Genomic DNA, 16,393 nt, shown 5'->3' on the forward strand with positions numbered 1-16,393 from the left:
TTGCCCGAAGGACCGACAGGACGTCGGATGAGCATTACGCCGGTATACAGGGTCAGGGCGAGGTCTGTGATGGTGAAACTTAAACGTATCCTGTTGATAGCGCCCTCCGAGAGGGTTCGCACCCCGGCGTTTGATCGGGCCCATGCCCTGGCCAGTGCAACCGGGGCGTTGCTGCACATCGTTGCATTCGACTATATCCAGTCGCTGGCAGTGGCCGGGCTGTTTGACCATGACGCCATGGCCCAGGCACGGGAAGGCTACTTGCAGGTGCATCGCCAGTGGCTGGAGCAGCAAGCCAGGTTCCACCGCTGCGTCGGGCTGCCGGTGACCACCGAGGTGGTCTGGGCGAGGAACAGCCTGGCGCATGTGCTCGCGTATGTGAATGACTTCCATCCGGACCTGGTGATCAAGGACACCCAGCATGTCCCGGCCCTCGACCGCGCGTTTCACCGTCCCCTGGACTGGCTGCTGCTGCGCGACTGTCCGGCGCACTTGCACCTGGTGACCGGTGCGAAAAACCCGAAACCGTTGAAGATCCTCGCCGCCGTCGATCTGTCGCACCTTGAGGAAATGACCCAGGGCCTGAATGACCGGATCCTTGATTTTGCAGCGACGCTCTCGGCTTCCTGTGGCGCCGCTTTACACCTGCTCAACGTCAACAGTTGGTCGGTGACGGGCGACTCGGTGGCGAGCCTGCCGACCCCCGCGCTGGATGCCAGTTTGCGAGACGCAATCAACGATGCGCAGCAAGAGGCGTTCGATGAACTGGCCGAGCGCTACGGGATTGAGCAAAAACGCCGGCATCTGGAGGCGGGAATCCCTCATCGGGTGATTACGCGGGTCGCCCGAGAGCACGCCTTCGACATCGTGGTGCTCGGCACGGCCTACACCCATGGGATCGACCGGTTCATCGGCAGCACCGCCGAAAGCGTGTTGAACAAGGCCCCGTGCAGCCTGGTGGTCGTCAAACCATTGCCCTGGCTCGACTGACGCGTCCGTTGTCGCGGCGATCGTTGATAAAAATCAACTGCACATGGGACGAAAAGAGCGATCACTAGCGCTCCCATGTACCTTCAAGGAGACGGCCATGCGCATGACATTTCTTGGCGCGGCGGGCACGGTTACCGGCAGCAAATACTTGCTGGCGCATCGTGACCAGCATGTTCTGATCGATTGCGGCTTGTTCCAGGGCTACAAGCAATTGCGCCTGCACAACTGGGAAGCGTTCCAGTTGCCCGTTCACGACCTCGATGCCATCGTCCTGACCCACGCTCATCTCGATCACAGCGGCTACCTGCCGGTGCTGGTGCGCAATGGCTATCGCGGCCCGGTCTACGCCACGCCCGCGACTTGCGAACTGGTGAAGATCCTGCTGCTCGACAGTGGCCGCTTGCAGGAAGAGGAAGCCGAGTTTGCCAATCGACACGGGTTCTCCAAGCACACGCCGGCGTTGCCGCTCTACACCGAAGAGGATGCACAACGGGCCTTGAGACTTTTGCGGCCGATCGAACTGCACCACCGGGTGGAAATTGTTCCCGGCATGAGCCTTTTTATGCGCTGCGCCGGGCATATCCTGGGCGCCGCCACCGTGGAGATTGTGGCTGATGGCACCACGCTGGTGTGCTCCGGTGACCTGGGACGGCCGAACGATCCCTTGATGTACGCCCCGGAACTCATCGAACAGACCGACTATTTGTTGGTGGAATCGACCTACGGCGATCGCAAGCACCCGGACGAGGACCCTGAAGCACAGTTGGCGGACGTCATCACCCGCACCGCGTTGCGCCATGGCATCACTCTGGTGCCATCGTTTGCCGTCGGACGCGCGCAGTTGTTGATGTATCACCTGTACCGGTTGATGCAGAAACGCGCCATCCCGGACTTGCCGATCTACCTGAACAGCCCCATGGCGACCGATGTCACGCTGCTGTACCAACGGTTTCGCAGCGAGCACCGGCTGTCACTGGAGGAGTGCGAAGGCATGTGCCATGTGGCGCAGTTCGTACGCACCACCAAGGACTCCATCGAACTGGACCTGCGAAACACCCCGGCAGTGATAATCGCCGCCAGTGGCATGGCCACGGGAGGACGGGTGATTCACCACCTCAAGACCCTGGCCCCCAACCCGGTCAACACCTTGCTGGTCCCGGGCTTCCAGGCCGGTGGTACCCGAGGCGCGCAGATTGTCGCGGGGGCGCCTTCGGTGCGGATCCATGGCAAGGATGTACCGATCCGGGCCGAGGTGGTCCCGATGCAAACCTTGTCCGCCCATGCGGACGCCGACGAAATCATGCAATGGCTGCGCGGGTTCAAGCGACCGCCCAAACACACCTATGTCGTGCACGGAGAGCCTAACGCTTCGGATGTGCTGCGCCGACGCATCAGCCTGGAACTGGGTTGGTCGGTCTCGGTGCCGGAATATCGCGACAGCGTCGACTTGACCCACATCGACCCGCCTTGACATCCGGCAGAGAGGAGCACGCATGAGCAACGCCGCAGTCGCCACGGCCCATCATCCGGCAATCGTTTCCAGCGGGCTGAGCAAGTGGTTTGGTGAAGGGAATGCGCGGATGAAGGCGGTGGATGAGGTGGCGCTGGTCGCGCAGTTTGGCGAAATGGTGTTCATTGTCGGGCCTTCGGGCAGTGGCAAGACCACGCTGCTGAGCATGATTTCCGGCATATTGCGGCCCGACGCCGGGACGGTCACGATCAATGGTCAGGACATCTGGAGCCTGAGCAGTGATCGACTGGCCGAGCTGCGCCTCAACAACATCGGGTTCGTGTTTCAGGACTACCACCTCTTCACGCGGTTGACCGCTGCGGAGAATGTCGCCATTCCCCTGATTCTCCAGCACCACGACTGGGACGATGCCATCGCGCAGGCCAGGCAAAGCCTGGAAGTGGTCGGGCTCAAGGATCGGGGGGACATTCTGCCGGTCAAGCTTTCCGGTGGTGAGCAACAACGCGTGGCCATTGCCCGGGCGATCGTGAGCAGGCCGCAGATCCTGATTCTGGATGAGCCCACGGCGTCCCTCGACGGTGATACCGGGAAAATGATCATTGCCTTCGTCAAGGAGCGGATCCTCAACCAGCAGTGTTGCATCTTGATCGTCACCCACGATGCGCGGATCAACGAGTACGCCGATCGGATCATTTACATGGAAGACGGCCGAATCACCGAGCCCCAGCGGACTTCGTCGTGAACAAGCCCATGCTGTTCACGCTGGCGATTTTGGGTGTCCTTGGCGGATTGATCGCGGCCTACCTGCTCGGACGTACTCCTCAGACACTGCCACCGGCCTTTGCCCCGGCGAGCAGTACCTACGACACCGCCATCTATGCCAACGGCATTATCGAAAGTGAGCAGTCCAGTGGCAGCAACATCGTGATTTACCCGCAGGTGGCCGGGCCCGTCACGCAAGTACTGGTGCATGAGGGGCAAGCGGTGACCCGCGGCCTGCCGTTGGTGACCCTGGACGATGCCTTGCCCAAGGCTAACTTCGAGCTGGCGCAGGCCACGTTGAACACCGCTCGGGACCAGTACAACAAACGGCTGGTCTCCTATGGCATCGATCCGAAGTCCATCAGCAAGGACACCCTGGACACGGCCAGGGACATCGCCAGCCAGGCACAGGCGGCGCTGAAGGCATCGGCGGTGGCGTTGGCGCAATACGTGATCAGGGCACCGACCGATGGCGTGGTGTTGGCGATCAACAGCACCGTCGGCAGCTATGTGTCGCCCCAAGGGGCCTACGATGTGTACACGCAGGGCTTCAGCCCGCTCATTGTCATGAGTGCCGACCAGAGCCATCTGGCGGTGCGCTGTTACGTCGACGAGATCCTGATTGCCCGTTTGCCTGCTCCCGAGCACATGCGGGCGCAGATGCTGATCCATGGCACGGATATCAAAGTGCCGCTGGAGTTCGTTCGGGTGCAGCCCTATGTGTCGCCGAAAATCGAGTTGTCCAATCAGCGCCAGGAGAAGGTCGACCTGAGGGTGCTGGCGGTGGTTTTTCGCTTTGAGAAAAAAGATCTGCCGATGGTTTACCCAGGGCAGTTGGTGGACGTCTTCATAGGTCAGAAATGATGGACAGGCCAGGCCGGTTGGGCCGAACAGGGAACGGTTGCCTCGTCTTAAGTCTGCTGATGATGAGCAGCGCCTGCATGGTCGGGCCTGATTTTTCGCGCCCGGCAGCCCCCGCGCAGGAGGCTTACCTGCCCGAGCCCGCGCCGGCTGCGGTGGTGGCTGAGGGGCAGGCCCAGCGCTTTGTGCCCGGGGGCGAGGTGGCACCGGACTGGTGGCGGTTCTTTCAATCGGCACCGCTGGACACACTGGTGCGCCAGGCGATCTCCCACAACTTGACCTTGCAGGCGGCAGAAGCCCGTTTGCGCCAGAGCCAGGATACGCTCATGGCCGGCTATGGGGTGTTCTACCCGCAGCTGGATGCCCACTTCGGCGCGAGTCGCGAGCGCAGTTCCCTTGTTCAGCAGGGGCTGTCCACCAACGGCTCAATCTTCAATGTCCTGACCCTCAGCGGGACGATCAGCTACACCTTCGATGTCTTTGGCGGCGAACGGCGAGCGATCGAGGGCCTGCAAGCCCAGGTGGAGAATCAGACCTGGCTGACGCAGGCGGCTTACCTGACCTTGACGGCCAACGTCGTCAACACCGCGATCGCCCGTGCTGCCTACGTCGCGCAAATCGAGGCCACGCAACAGCTGATTGAACTGCAACGCCAGCAGCTGCAATCCACCCAGGCACAGGTGCGCAGCGGTACCGCGCCTTATTCGTCGACCTTGAGTCTGCAAAGCCTGATTGCCACCAACGAGGCGTTGTTGCCGGCGCTGCAGCAGAAAGTCAGCCAGGCCGAACATCTGCTGGCCACGCTCGAAGGGGTGATGCCTGCGGACGCCAGGCAACCCGACATCCGCTTGACGGGCCTGTCGCTGCCGGAGAACCTGCCCGTCAGCCTGCCCTCGGTACTGGTCCGCCAGCGGCCGGATATCCTTTCCGCAGAAGCGCAGTTGCACCAGGCCAGCGCCGATATCGGGGTGGCGACGGCGGCGATGTTTCCCAGTTTCAGTCTCACGGGCACCTACGGAACCGCCGGGTCTTCCACCGGATCTTTGTTCGGCGGTGCCGGACGATTCTGGAGTGTCGGGCCGTCGATCGACATCCCGGTGTTCGAGGGCGGTCGCCTGTGGTACGGCCGCCAGGCTGCGATCGATGCCTATCAGCAAGCGTCGGCGAACTATCGGCAAGTGGTGCTGGTGTCTTTCGCCCAGGTGGCCGATGTTCTCAAGGCGCTGGAGTACGATGCGCAAGTCCTGCAAAAACAGGCCGAGGCGCAAGTCGCTGCCCAAGAGGCCTTGAGGCTGTTGCAAGCCAACTATCGTTCGGGCCTGGTGACGTATCTGGAGCTGTTGGTGGCCGATGTGCAGTTGCATCAGGTCAACATCGCTTACTTGCAGGCACTGGCCCAACGGCATCAGGACACCGTCGCGCTGTTCGTGGCGCTGGGCGGCGGCTGGTGGAACCGAGCCGATGCCGGCGCTGGCAGGCTTGCGCCATGAAATACAACGGCATCCTGCGCATCGGCTACAAACTGCTGGTCAATGATCGGGCCAAATTCTCCGCGTTGCTGGTGGGTATCACTTTTTCGGTGTTCCTGATGATGCAGATGACGGCGATGTTTGCCGGCATCCTGAACAGGGCTTACTCGACGGTGACCAACATCGGCGCACCGATGTGGATCATCGATCCGGCGGTGAACACGCCGACCAGTGTCATCCCTCTGCCGGATTACCTGCTCGATGCGGTGCGCAGCATGAAGCAGGTTGAATACGCCGTGCCGATATTCATCGGAAGTGCGCAGGTGCGCTTGTCCAACGGCAATTACCAGGGGGTCAGCGTGATCGGACTGGACGACACCAGTCTGTATGGCCGTCCGGTGCTGGAGGAGGGCGTTATCGAGGACATCTACGCGGAGAACGCCTTCATCATGGTCCACGATGCCGAGTTTTCGAAACTGGGGAACCCGAAGATCGGCACCTCCTTTGAACTCAACGACCACCGCGGCACCATTGTTGGCATTGCCAAGGTCCTGGTCGGCGGCTTGACCGGCGTGCCGACGCTTTACACCACTTACCGGCGCGCCACCGAGTACATCCCGACCACTCGCTTCAAGGTGTCTTACATCTTGCTCAAGCCCAGGAATAAACAAGCCGAGGGCGCGATCAAGCAACAAGTAGCGCAATTGGGTTATGTCGCCCTGACCAGGCAGGAATTCAACCAGCGCATCGCCAATTACTACATTTATCAAACCGGGGTGGGCACCAACATCCTGATGATGACGATCATCAGTTTTCTGGTCGGCCTGTCGATTTCCGGCCAAACGTTTTACACCTTCATTCTGGAAAACCTGGACAAGTTCGCCGCCCTCAAGGCCATTGGGGCCAAGAGTCGGGAGCTGGTCTACATGATCCTGTTCATGGCAACGTTTACGGCCATGACCGGTTACGGGCTGGGCATCGGCCTGGTGACCCTGATGATCGCCATTGCGCGGACCTACCTGCCCAACTATGCCGCCATCATCACGTTCTGGAATCTTGGCCTGGCGTTTGGGCTGGTGCTGTTGATTGCCGGTTTTTCCAGTTACCTGGGGATCCGCAAAGTCCTCAGGATCGAGCCGTTCGATATTTTCAGAGGGTGATGCGGGGCTGGGCCAAAGGTTAAAACCATCGGTCTTCACACCGATCCGCGAGGCAAAAAAACCCTTGCCGGTTTCCCGGCAAGGGGCGCAGCCGCCTGGGATTTACTCGCCTTTGACTGGCACGACTTTATCCGCTTTCATGGCTTCGGGCTTTTTCGGCAACGAGATGCTCAGCACGCCTTTGCTGAAACTCGCTTCGATCTTGTCGGCATCGACCCCTTTGGGCAGGTTGAACATCCGCTCGAAGGCGCCATAGTGACGCTCGCTAAGGTGGTAACCCTTCCTTTTTTCTTCCTTGTCTTCTTTCTTTTCGCCTTTGATGATCAGATTGCCGTTCGACAGTTTGATCTCAATGTTCTTCTGATCCATGCCGGGTAACTCGGCGGTGATTTCGAAGCTTTTTTCTTTTTCGCTGATGTCCACGGCCGGCATGCCATGCCCTGTCAGCTCACGCTTCCAGAAGGGTTCGACATCGAACAGCCCGCGACCGAATGGCGACAGGCTCGAACCGCGATTGAAGTCGTCGAACAGGTGATCGACCTGTTGCCGCAGTTTTTCCAGCGGTCGCCAAAGGTCTGTCGCCACGGGGTGCTGACTGGCCTTTTCGTCAGGATGCTCCGGCATCTTTTTCACGGAATTGCTCATTTTTCGTGACTCCTATGGTGAAGGGCAGGCTGGGAATGCCAGTCCACCCAGATCAAACGGGTAGTCAAAAATGTTGCCGTCTCGGGCTTTTGGGTGCGTTTTCATGGGCAGCCTTTAAGAGACGGGCGTTTGCGCAGACACCGATTCAGGGGGCGAGTGCTGACTTTAATTTCTGCGTAAACGCGCAAAGCGTGTTTGATTTAGATCAGGAGGAGGGCAAACACTACTGCTGTCCGATAAACGCCATCACCGAGAGGGTCCAAGGCCCCGGGAATGAGACCAGCCCGTGATTTTCGACGGGCTCATCCCTTGAATATCAGTGGCTTGCGCAACTCATCTCGTGCTAGCCTCCTGATCTGCCTGACTTTTTCAGTGGACAAGACATTCGCCTGGGCCGGACGATTCCGACTTTGGCCAGCACCCTTAAACAAGTTCTGTAGATCCATGATTTACGGAGCTTTTTTATTCGCGCTGGCTTGAAAGATTTAGTCTACAAAAGTACATTTGCGAACTTGCTTCACCAGGACGGGATGTATATATTCCCTCCTCTGCTGCACAAGGGTCAGCACTGCCAGATCGTAGTAGGCAGGGTTCAGACCGCTTTACCGCGCTACCGCCCGAATGGCGAAACTGGTAGACGCATGGGACTTAAAATCCCCCGCTCGTAAGGGCGTGCCGGTTCGATTCCGGCTTCGGGCACCATGAATATCAAGGGCTTGCATGACATACCTCATGCAAGCCCTTAGTTCTTTTTTCCGCAATCGAAAAATCTTTTCCGCAATTCGTGACCGTCAGTCACTTCGTAGGGGTTACCTTCATGCCCTTTCGCATTCGGATGTACTGTTCTGTCATCCCGACGGTTGTGTGTCCCTATGGGTCCCGAGCTTCGCGGATGCTCCCTGTTGACGCCTCTTTGTCCGTTGCCGTTTTTGCTCGTCAGTCCCGCATCTGAAATTGTGCATTCGGGATCCCGGCTGCCTCTCTGGCGTCATCGAATCTTTTCCTTAGCACGCTCCTCGTCATCGGCTGTCCAGAATCGATTACCACCATCAGGATGCGCCTCAACCGCCTTGCGGTACTACTCGAGCCTCATTACCTGAGCCCTGAATATATACATTCATGCCCTTGCTCAGGGATGGATTGATCGGCTGAGTCACCGACACCAGCACACCGTTTCGTACCCGCACGATCACCTGCTGCGCTTCTACCGGCTGGTCGTACTTTTTCTTCTCTGCGTAGTTACCGCCGACGGCCCCCGCAAGCGCACCGGCGACCATGGCGACATCGCGCCCGGTACCACGACCGATCAGGCTGCCGATACCCAAGCCGCCAAGGCCGCCAAGTACGGCTCCGACGCCGCTGTCGTGATTAGTCTGCATTTGCGTCAGTGATATTTGCTCGATCTTGCCCGCGCGAATCTGGCTTTCACCGGCGCCGCCATCGTTGGCTCCCACGGCGGAGCAGGCACTGATCACCACAGCCATCGACACAAGCGTCAGCCAGGACAGAATTGTTTTCATTTCGGTACACCTCTTTTACTGATAGCGGATGGCAATGCCTTTGAGCTTGCGGCCCTGAATCGTTTCGATATTGCGACTCCACAGCGGGCCTGTCACATAAGTGGCGACGGGTTGGATATGGTCATACACCACGACCACTGCGTCGGCGCCGAGCGTGGCGGCCTGTTCGCGCAGTTTCTGTTCGACCTGCGTGATGGGAGGCGCCGGGTCGACGCTGGCATCGATCAGGATTTCACCCAGCTGCACATTGGGCCGGGTGGGTTCTACCCGTAATACCTGGACCTGGCTGGCCAACGTTGGCGCCGGGTGTTCCACCCCGACGTAAGCGGTCGTCTGGGCGTCGACCGTTGCGCACGCACTCAATGCGAGCACGCTCGCCAGGAGCGCAGCGTCCAGCAAGGGCCGGAGTAATTTCGATGAATAAACCTGCATGTCGGATGTCCTGTGCTTGAGGATTATTCAGTCGCCAGCGGGTGCCGGCGACTGAAGGGCGGCTCAGCTACGGATGAACGCCCAGATATCGGCGTTGAGTTTTTCAATCGCAGCCTTGAAGTCGTTAGTGGTGATCTTCTGGCTGGCGTTGGACAACTGGCTGCCGAACAGCTTGCGCACCACCTTAACCACGGGCTGATTGGTTTTTGCGTCGATGAGCTCGGCCTCGATGAACAGGTTCGTGTCCTGATCCCGGTGACCGGTCGCGGCCTGAGTTGCCCCAACGACTGCCGCGACGGGCACGACTTCATACCACTTCATGCCTTCGTTGGAGGCGTTCACACCTGTGATGGCCGAACGCAGGATCAGGGTTCTCGAGGCGGCCGGTGCTGCGGACGGGCTGGATACAATCCGGTATTTCTGGCCCAGTACGCCTTTGGCCTTGGTGGTCATGTAGTTTTGAAGGTCATCGAGCGTCTGTTGGTTGACCCGCTCATTGGGCTGAGGCGCTGGATACAGTTGCAGCTTGTTGAAGGCCACCGTGTCATACGCATTGGCGTTCCACGAAGGACTCACCCAGCGCATCGCCGTACCGCCGCTTGGCGTGCTCACTTCCTGCAGATTGTTGTAATCGGACAGGAAGCCGGAGTACTGCGTTGTCTCGGTGACTTTCGAGGTACAGCCACCGAGCAGCAGGCCGGTCAGCGCGACGCCGACCAGCATTTTTCGGGACAGGTTCATAGTGTTGTGTGCTCCTTGGATCAAGTCGTGTTTGTTCAAAGGCAATCAGAAACGCCAGGTCTGTTTCCGGTCACCGCTTGAATCCAGGCACTGTCGAATTGACCGGAAATTCGATCACCTGACAGGGTTTTGCTCTGATCCACCGGCATGTCGCCCAGCCACACCAAGGCCCAGCTGACGTTGATGTCGGTGTCCTCGTTCAGCGCATAGGTGGCTCCTGTCGCAATGCGCCAGGATTCGGCCATCGGCACGGTGACCGTGCGATTGCTGTCCGAAACGGCACTGCTGTCGTACGCCACGCCGACGTTCCACAACAGCTAAAGCCCCAATCGTTGTCTCTGTACTTGAACTGGCCGTCGCTGCGGTCGGTCAGGCCGAAGGGCGAGTTGGTCGAGGTTAGGTGTGCGCCCGGCCATCATGCCCTGGTTATAGACACCGATATTGGACCAGCCAATATCGTCACCCATGATGACCACAATGTTGGGCGCCGATTTATCGGCGGCTTGTGCCATGACGGGTAGAGCCATAGCAGTCAGCAGTATCGGCAGAGCAATCAACGAGGGAAATGGTGTCCGGTTCATCTCGAGATCCTTTGCCGTGGTGCGAGCGCTGTGAGAGAAGCCTCACGCCTGCTCCTGAAAATTGGATCCCCCGCGAGGAGATTAGGTAGCAATGCCGAAACTTCCAGAAAATTTTTACGCTGGCGGGCTGTTTTGTCTGGATGTGTACAAGTTTTTTATCGATTGAATGGCGATAGACACAAAACTGAGCTTTGCTGAAATGACCGCGTAGGCATCAGCAGCAAACCGGCGCATTTCGGATGTTGCGAAACGGCCGATTGCAGGTTGGCTGGCGTATCGCGACTGTTCGTCAACTCGAATCGTCCCAGCTCTACGTCTGCGCGGAGAACAAACGATGCGAAGTCTTCATCAGCATGTCCGGTTGTTCTCGCTCGGTTTAGTCTTGGGACTGTTCGCTATACCACTGCACGCTGCACAACCCCCTGCTGTCGATCCCCCGCCGGCGCAGTTGGAGCCCAAGGCCCTGGAGATACTCAAGGCCATGAGCGCAAGGTTGGCGTCCACCCAGGGCATGAGTTTCAAAGCGGTGACAACCTATGAAAAGCCCAGCCGGCTGGGGCCTCCCTTGGCCTATGGCACGGTGGACCTGGTCAATCTGCAACGACCGGATCGCCTTCGCGTGATGAGTTCGGGCGACGGCCCGGTTACCGAGTTCTACTACGACGGCAAAAAAGCTTATGCCTTCGAGCGCAAAGACAACCTCTTGGCTCAAGCGGATGCGCCACCAACCATCGATGCAACCCTGGAGGCCGCGTACCAGCGTGCCGCGATCTATTTTCCCTTTACTGACGTGATCGTCACTGATCCGTACAAGGATTTGTCACGGGACATGCGTGTAGCGTTTTACATCGGCCAGAGCACAGTGGTCGGGGATACCACCACTGATGTGCTCGCTTACACCAGTGAGAGTGTGTTCGTTCAGGCGTGGATCGGCGTACAGGACAAGCTTCCACGTCGGTTGCGCGCCGTGTTTCTGGATGATCCGACACGATCCCGGCATCAGGTCGATTTCAGTGACTGGAAACTTGAATCAGCGATGTCTGCGGAATTTTTCAAACCTGACCATATCGAAACGGCGCATCGGATTCAGTTTTCCCCGCCGCCCGATCTTCGTGCACCGCAAGGGGTAAAAGAGCCGGTGTCGAAACCTTGAGCAAGGAGACTGAAGCATGAACAGATCTACCTTGAAATTCGCCGGCCTGATTGTCGCAATACTCTCCTGTAACGAAGCGGGAGCCTGGTCTCACGCATCCGGTTTTGGGCGCACCTCGGGAGGGGGGGGCTCATGGAGCCATTCGGGCGAATACGGCTCGGCGTCGGGCGGTGGAGGCAGTTGGAGTGGCGAAAGCAATCGTGGCGGCTCGGCGTCGGGCGGCAGCGGTAGCTGGAGCGGATCAGGCTATCGCGGCGGCTCGGCGTCGGGTGGCGAAGGCAGTTGGAACGCCAGGGATGAAAATGGCGGGACTGCCTCCGGTGGCGGAGGGAGCTGGCACGGTACGGGCGCCGAGGGTGGAACGGCTTCGGGTGGTGAAGGTGCATGGCATGCCCAGGGTGAATATGGTGCGACGGCCAGCGGCTATCACGCGGACGGTTATGGCACGACCGCTTACCGTCCGCCTGTCTCCGGTGCGAGTGGGTATCACCCCGTTCCTTATGGCACGGCCTACTATCATCCGCCCACCACTGTCATTGCCAACAGCGGTTGCTATAACTGTGGTTATAACGAGGGAGTCAACCCGGCAGCTGCGGCTGCGGCAGGCGTGGTGGCGGGAGCGGCTGTCGCGACGGTGGCAAACCAGAATGCCAACAACAATGCCTACGGAGCAGGGTATAACGCGGGCATGGTCGCTTCCGCGCCGCCGACAATGCCCATAGGCGCAACCTTTGCCAGCCTACCTTCCGGATGTGGGTTGAGAACCGTTGCGCAAGGCACATTTTACCAGTGCGGCAATTCATGGGTGCGTCCTGCTTACGGTGCCAATGGCGTGTTCTACACTGTGGTGCCGATGCCTTGATCTACCTCAGGTGAAGGTACCCGCCAGAAAAATTTTGCCGATCAAACAGGCTAGTGGATTGACGAAATTCAACAATCGCTCGTCCACCCGACACCGCTGCTCAGTTGTCCGAAACGCTTGCCATCTGTCACATCACTAAAAGTGATAAGCTTTCGGGATTTTCAGCCATGTCTCCAACTGGGCTGAACGTAGAGGATGATGAAATACTTCGCCCTCTAACGGTCGAGGCAATTTCGCTGCTAGGCCTATGTGTGATTGATTGCGCTTGTGCCGATGACGCTCTCCCCATGCTGGAAGACTCAATTTCAATTGCGCTGGTCATTACTGACATCCGTTTGCCGGGCAAGACGAATGTGCTGCCTGACTCGACCTGGCCGAATGCGCATTGCGGCACCTGGAGTTGATTGCGCAATGTATTTCGGTGGTGGTGTTTTCTTGCGTTCGCGATGGTGGTTGCCCTATTCCCTCACGCCCTGGGGCAGCGTCCGAATGGACGGCGCCAGGCGCTCAGCGGGATTGAAAAAGCAAAGCCCCGGCGGTTCGCAATCGCCGGGGCTTCTATTTTCCCCCACATCCCTTAATGCATGGAGAACGTGGGCGCGATGGTATCAACGCCAGCGCAATGAATCACTCCGACTAACGACTACCCGTGTCATCAATCCAGCCCGACGCGTGCGGTTTTTTTGCCTGACGTAAAGTCATGACTGGCCGCACATCCGACGTTAAACGATGTCGTCGATCAGTATGTGATGCAGTCCGCGACTGCACTGTTCTATCCGCGCTTCGACCTTGTAAACATTGCGCAACATTTGCTCGGTAATCACCTCGAAGCAAGGGCCGCTGCCTTGCGCGGTGCCCTCAGCGATGACCAGCACCTGATCAGCGAACCGCAGTGCCTGATTCAAATCGTGGATGGCGATGAACACGATCACCTCGCGTTGGCGGGCCAGTGTGCGCATGAAGTTAAGCACCTGCACCTGGCGATGCATGTCCAGGGCGCTGGTCGGCTCGTCCATCAGCAGGATTTCCGGCTCGCGCACCAGGGTTTGCGCGATGGACACCAACTGCTGCTGCCCGCCACTGAGTTCACCGAGGTTGCGAAAGGACAATCCGGTGACGCCCAACGCCGCGAGAATCTCATCGACCCGTTTCAACTCATCGTCGTGTACGACCCAGCCCGGCGTCAGTTGCTTGCGCGCCAGCAGCACCGACTCATACACCGTCAACCGCGCACTGGCGTTCAGGCCCTGCGGCATATAGCTGATGCCTGTCGGACCTTTTTTGGAGTCCTGCAAAATCACCTGTCCGGGGCCGTCGATCAGTCCGGCGATGCGTTTGAACAGCGTCGATTTGCCAGCGGCGTTGGGACCGACCACGGCGACCACCTGACCGCCGGAAAATACGGTAGACGACACACCGCTAATGATCTCGCGCTGCCCATAGTGGGCACCGAGATTATCCAGCTGCAGCTTCACCATGCGTTTTTCTTCCCGCCGAGAATCAGAGATATGAAGAACGGTACGCCGATCAGCGACGTGACCACGCCGATGGGGAATATCGCGCCGGGGATCAGGGTTTTGCTGACCACCGAGCTGGCCGAGAGGATCAATGATCCGGTCAGCAACGAGGCGGGCAGGAAGAAACGCTGGTCTTCACCGATCAGCATGCGGGCGATGTGCGGGCCGACCAGTCCGATAAAACCGATGGTGCCGACGAACGCCACGGGAAACGAGGCCAGCAGGCTGACCATGATCAGTGTCTGAAAACGCAGCCTGCGCACGTTGATGCCGAAACTGGCGGCCTTGTCGTCGCCCAGGCGCAGGGCGGTCAAAGCCCAGGCGCGTTTGGCGAAGATCGGCAGGGTGATGAGGATCACCAGACAGATCACCCCGAGTTTTGGCCAGGTGGCTTTGGTCAGGCTGCCCATGGTCCAGAACACCACGGCGGCGACCGCTTGCTCGGTGGCGAAGAACTGCACCAGTGCCAACAACGCGTTAAAGGTGAACACCAGTGCAATGCCGAGCAGCACAATGGTTTCGGCGGTGACGCCGCGACGCATGCTCAGGAAATGGATCAACAGCGCCGAGAGCATGGCCATGATGAACGCATTGAGCGGCACCATGAATTGCGCCGCCAGCGGGAACAGCGCGACACCGAACGCCAGTCCCAACGCGGCGCCGAAACCGGCGGCTGCGGAAATGCCCAGGGTGAACGGGCTGGCCAGCGGGTTATTGAGGATGGTCTGCATCTGTGCGCCGGCCAGTGACAGCGCCGCCCCGACGGCGACAGCCATCAGCGCCACCGGTAGACGAATGTCCCACATCACCACGCGAACCTGCGGCGATGCGCTGCCCGGCGAAAACAACGCGCCGAGGACTTCGCTGAAGCTGTAGCTCGCCGGCCCCAGCGCCAGGTCGAGCAGCACACTGCATGACAACAGGGACACCAGCCCTGCAAGGATCAAGCGCTTGCGCAATACCAGGCGGCGATAGGTCTCGCGCTGTACGACCACGGCGTCAGTCAACGAACTCATGGTTTGACCTCCGGTTGCGGCAAGCTGACAAAGTAGCCGGGCTCATAGGGCACGGGCAGGAAGCGTTCATGCAGTTCGCGAAATGACGCCTCCGGATCGAGATCGGCAAACAGTTCGGGATGGAACCATTTCGCCAGTTGCTGGATGGCCACGAACTGATAGGGGCTGTTGTAGAACTGATGCCAGATGGCGTGAAACGCCTGGTTGTCCTGAGCCTTGATGCCGGCGTAGGCCGGACGCTGTGTGTACCAGGCGAGTTTTTTCCGCGCCAGGGTCATGTCTGCGCCAGGACCGACGCCGACCCAATGGCCGCCGGGAGCAAAGGCTTCCCAGTTGGCGGTGGTGATCACCACATGGGCCGGGTTGGCGACAATGACTTGCTCGGGATTCAACTGGCCGAACGTGGTGGGAATGATGCGCCGGGCGATGTTGTTGCCACCGGCCATCTCGACGAACAGACCGAAGTTCTCGTTGCCGAAACTCAGGCAGCAATCATCGGTGTAGCCACCGATTCGCTCGATGAACACGCTGGGACGTGGCGGATGATTTTTCTCGATGACGTCGGTGACGCGGTGAATCTGCCGGTTGCGGAAATCGATGAAGGCTTCGGCGCGCTGTTCCATGCCGAACAGTTGACCGAACAGGCGCATGGTCGGCTCGGTGTTCTGCATCGGGTTGTTACGGAAGTCGACGTACACCACCGGAATGCCCAGCGCGTCGAGCTTTTCGATGTAGCGTGCATCTTCAGTGGCGTGCTGTGCCTCGATGTTGAGGATGATCACGTCCGGTCGCTGGGAAATGGCCTGCTCGATGTCGAAGGTGCCGTCTTCAAAACCGCCGAAGGTGGGGATTTTGGCGATGCCGGGAAATGTGCGCAGGTACGCGTTGTAGGTGTCCGGATCAGACTGGATCAGGTCCTTGCGCCAGCCGACGATGCGCTCGATCGGGTTTTGCACATCGAGGGCGGCGACCAGATACAACTGTCGACCTTCGCCAAGGATGACGCGCCTGACCGGCAGGTGAACCTTGACCTTGCGCCCCAGCAGATCGGTCACCTCGGTGCGCGCTGTGTCCGCCTCGGCGGCATGCGCAGGGCGCGGTACCCAGGAAATCAGCCCCAGAAGGCCTGCCAGTAGCAGTGCAACCCATGCATAGCTGCGTCTATCGAAAATCACCATGGTCAAAGCCTTTGCAAAGTCAGGTCGGTCAACGG

General features: G+C 59.2%; 15 protein-coding genes, 1 tRNA gene and 2 pseudogenes. 9 read left to right on the forward strand and 9 right to left on the reverse strand.

Annotated elements, in window-relative coordinates; all coding sequences use genetic code 11:
- Positions 1–69 precede the first annotated feature (69 nt).
- The 6 genes from AC1Q6D_RS08720 to AC1Q6D_RS08745 all read left to right on the forward strand — a co-directional run bounded on the left by AC1Q6D_RS08720 (position 70) and on the right by AC1Q6D_RS08745 (position 6,713).
- Complete coding sequence (locus AC1Q6D_RS08720; protein WP_103404658.1) at positions 70–990, forward strand: universal stress protein; 921 nt, start codon at positions 70–72, stop codon at positions 988–990.
- 97 nt (positions 991–1,087) lie between these two features.
- On the forward strand, positions 1,088–2,461 hold the full coding sequence (locus AC1Q6D_RS08725; protein WP_103404657.1) for an MBL fold metallo-hydrolase RNA specificity domain-containing protein: 1,374 nt from the start codon (positions 1,088–1,090) through the stop codon (positions 2,459–2,461).
- Positions 2,462–2,483: 22 nt separating this feature from the next.
- Positions 2,484–3,203 (forward strand): ABC transporter ATP-binding protein, encoded by a 720-nt coding sequence (locus AC1Q6D_RS08730; protein WP_103404656.1) that lies wholly within the window; start codon positions 2,484–2,486, stop codon positions 3,201–3,203.
- Positions 3,200–4,087, forward strand: coding sequence for an efflux RND transporter periplasmic adaptor subunit (locus tag AC1Q6D_RS08735; RefSeq protein WP_103404655.1), 888 nt, complete (start codon positions 3,200–3,202; stop codon positions 4,085–4,087). The genes AC1Q6D_RS08730 and AC1Q6D_RS08735 overlap by 4 nt, the downstream gene beginning before the upstream one ends.
- Positions 4,088–4,149: 62 nt before the next feature.
- Positions 4,150–5,574 carry an efflux transporter outer membrane subunit gene (locus tag AC1Q6D_RS08740; RefSeq protein ID WP_492618458.1) on the forward strand — a complete coding sequence of 475 codons (1,425 nt, stop codon included), beginning with the start codon at positions 4,150–4,152 and terminating at the stop codon, positions 5,572–5,574.
- Positions 5,571–6,713, forward strand: coding sequence for an ABC transporter permease (locus tag AC1Q6D_RS08745; protein WP_103404653.1), 1,143 nt, complete (start codon positions 5,571–5,573; stop codon positions 6,711–6,713). Before AC1Q6D_RS08740 ends, AC1Q6D_RS08745 begins: the two co-directional genes overlap by 4 nt.
- A 102-nt stretch (positions 6,714–6,815) precedes the next feature.
- On the opposite strand, the gene AC1Q6D_RS08750 is transcribed toward AC1Q6D_RS08745, so the two are convergent.
- Positions 6,816–7,358 carry an Hsp20/alpha crystallin family protein gene (locus AC1Q6D_RS08750; RefSeq protein WP_103404652.1) on the reverse strand — a complete coding sequence of 181 codons (543 nt, stop codon included), beginning with the start codon at positions 7,356–7,358 and terminating at the stop codon, positions 6,816–6,818.
- A 615-nt stretch (positions 7,359–7,973) separates the two neighbouring features.
- Between AC1Q6D_RS08750 and AC1Q6D_RS08755 the strand changes: the two genes are divergently transcribed.
- Positions 7,974–8,060: transfer RNA gene (locus tag AC1Q6D_RS08755), tRNA-Leu, on the forward strand.
- A gap of 359 nt (positions 8,061–8,419) precedes the next feature.
- On the opposite strand, the gene AC1Q6D_RS08760 is transcribed toward AC1Q6D_RS08755, so the two are convergent.
- The 5 genes and pseudogenes from AC1Q6D_RS08760 to AC1Q6D_RS08780 all read right to left on the reverse strand — a co-directional run.
- Positions 8,420–8,878, reverse strand: a complete 459-nt coding sequence (locus tag AC1Q6D_RS08760) for a glycine zipper 2TM domain-containing protein (protein WP_103404650.1) — start codon at positions 8,876–8,878, stop codon at positions 8,420–8,422.
- Positions 8,879–8,893: 15 nt separating this feature from the next.
- Positions 8,894–9,310, reverse strand: coding sequence for a hypothetical protein (locus tag AC1Q6D_RS08765; RefSeq protein ID WP_103404649.1), 417 nt, complete (start codon positions 9,308–9,310; stop codon positions 8,894–8,896).
- Positions 9,311–9,373: 63 nt separating this feature from the next.
- On the reverse strand, positions 9,374–10,051 hold the full coding sequence (locus tag AC1Q6D_RS08770) for a DUF3313 domain-containing protein (protein WP_103404648.1): 678 nt from the start codon (positions 10,049–10,051) through the stop codon (positions 9,374–9,376).
- Positions 10,052–10,096: 45 nt separating this feature from the next.
- Positions 10,097–10,365, reverse strand: a pseudogene (locus tag AC1Q6D_RS08775) (outer membrane protein transport protein); the annotation flags it as partial.
- 66 nt (positions 10,366–10,431) lie between these two features.
- Positions 10,432–10,632: pseudogene (locus tag AC1Q6D_RS08780) on the reverse strand (arylsulfatase); the annotation flags it as partial.
- Between the two features lie 334 nt (positions 10,633–10,966).
- On the opposite strand from AC1Q6D_RS08780, the gene AC1Q6D_RS08785 reads away from it, so the two are divergent.
- Together AC1Q6D_RS08785 and AC1Q6D_RS08790 are read left to right on the forward strand one after the other, a co-directional pair.
- The gene (locus AC1Q6D_RS08785) at positions 10,967–11,785 is read left to right on the forward strand and encodes a DUF2092 domain-containing protein (protein WP_103404647.1); all 819 of its coding nucleotides are present in this window, start codon (positions 10,967–10,969) and stop codon (positions 11,783–11,785) included.
- A 16-nt stretch (positions 11,786–11,801) separates the two neighbouring features.
- Entirely contained in the window at positions 11,802–12,647 is an 846-nt protein-coding gene (locus AC1Q6D_RS08790; RefSeq protein ID WP_103404646.1) for a hypothetical protein, read from the forward strand.
- A 722-nt stretch (positions 12,648–13,369) separates the two neighbouring features.
- On the opposite strand, the gene AC1Q6D_RS08795 is transcribed toward AC1Q6D_RS08790, so the two are convergent.
- From AC1Q6D_RS08795 to AC1Q6D_RS08805, 3 genes are read right to left on the reverse strand one after another with little or no spacing between them, the layout of a single operon-like run.
- Positions 13,370–14,125: an ABC transporter ATP-binding protein gene (locus tag AC1Q6D_RS08795; RefSeq protein ID WP_103404645.1), complete on the reverse strand. Its 756-nt coding sequence runs from the start codon at positions 14,123–14,125 to the stop codon at positions 13,370–13,372.
- Complete coding sequence (locus tag AC1Q6D_RS08800) at positions 14,119–15,180, reverse strand: FecCD family ABC transporter permease (protein ID WP_103404644.1); 1,062 nt, start codon at positions 15,178–15,180, stop codon at positions 14,119–14,121. Before AC1Q6D_RS08800 ends, AC1Q6D_RS08795 begins: the two co-directional genes overlap by 7 nt.
- On the reverse strand, positions 15,177–16,358 hold the full coding sequence (locus tag AC1Q6D_RS08805; protein WP_103404643.1) for an ABC transporter substrate-binding protein: 1,182 nt from the start codon (positions 16,356–16,358) through the stop codon (positions 15,177–15,179). The genes AC1Q6D_RS08800 and AC1Q6D_RS08805 overlap by 4 nt, the downstream gene beginning before the upstream one ends.
- Positions 16,359–16,393: the final 35 nt, after the last annotated feature.

This window comes from Pseudomonas sp. MT92 (genome assembly GCF_058792515.1).

Excerpts from the sequence above, each read along its gene's own strand:
- AC1Q6D_RS08720 (WP_103404658.1), top strand. The coding sequence starts at position 70 with ATGGTGAAACTTAAACGTATCCTGTTGATAGCGCCCTCCGAGAGGGTT.
- AC1Q6D_RS08725 (WP_103404657.1), top strand. The coding sequence starts at position 1,088 with ATGCGCATGACATTTCTTGGCGCGGCGGGCACGGTTACCGGCAGCAAA.
- AC1Q6D_RS08730 (WP_103404656.1), top strand. The coding sequence starts at position 2,484 with ATGAGCAACGCCGCAGTCGCCACGGCCCATCATCCGGCAATCGTTTCC.
- AC1Q6D_RS08740 (WP_492618458.1), top strand. The coding sequence starts at position 4,150 with ATGAGCAGCGCCTGCATGGTCGGGCCTGATTTTTCGCGCCCGGCAGCC.
- AC1Q6D_RS08745 (WP_103404653.1), top strand. The coding sequence starts at position 5,571 with ATGAAATACAACGGCATCCTGCGCATCGGCTACAAACTGCTGGTCAAT.
- AC1Q6D_RS08750 (WP_103404652.1), bottom strand. The coding sequence starts at position 7,358 with ATGAGCAATTCCGTGAAAAAGATGCCGGAGCATCCTGACGAAAAGGCC.
- AC1Q6D_RS08760 (WP_103404650.1), bottom strand. The coding sequence starts at position 8,878 with ATGAAAACAATTCTGTCCTGGCTGACGCTTGTGTCGATGGCTGTGGTG.
- AC1Q6D_RS08765 (WP_103404649.1), bottom strand. The coding sequence starts at position 9,310 with ATGCAGGTTTATTCATCGAAATTACTCCGGCCCTTGCTGGACGCTGCG.
- AC1Q6D_RS08770 (WP_103404648.1), bottom strand. The coding sequence starts at position 10,051 with ATGAACCTGTCCCGAAAAATGCTGGTCGGCGTCGCGCTGACCGGCCTG.
- AC1Q6D_RS08785 (WP_103404647.1), top strand. The coding sequence starts at position 10,967 with ATGCGAAGTCTTCATCAGCATGTCCGGTTGTTCTCGCTCGGTTTAGTC.
- AC1Q6D_RS08790 (WP_103404646.1), top strand. The coding sequence starts at position 11,802 with ATGAACAGATCTACCTTGAAATTCGCCGGCCTGATTGTCGCAATACTC.
- AC1Q6D_RS08795 (WP_103404645.1), bottom strand. The coding sequence starts at position 14,125 with ATGGTGAAGCTGCAGCTGGATAATCTCGGTGCCCACTATGGGCAGCGC.
- AC1Q6D_RS08800 (WP_103404644.1), bottom strand. The coding sequence starts at position 15,180 with ATGAGTTCGTTGACTGACGCCGTGGTCGTACAGCGCGAGACCTATCGC.
- AC1Q6D_RS08805 (WP_103404643.1), bottom strand. The coding sequence starts at position 16,358 with ATGGTGATTTTCGATAGACGCAGCTATGCATGGGTTGCACTGCTACTG.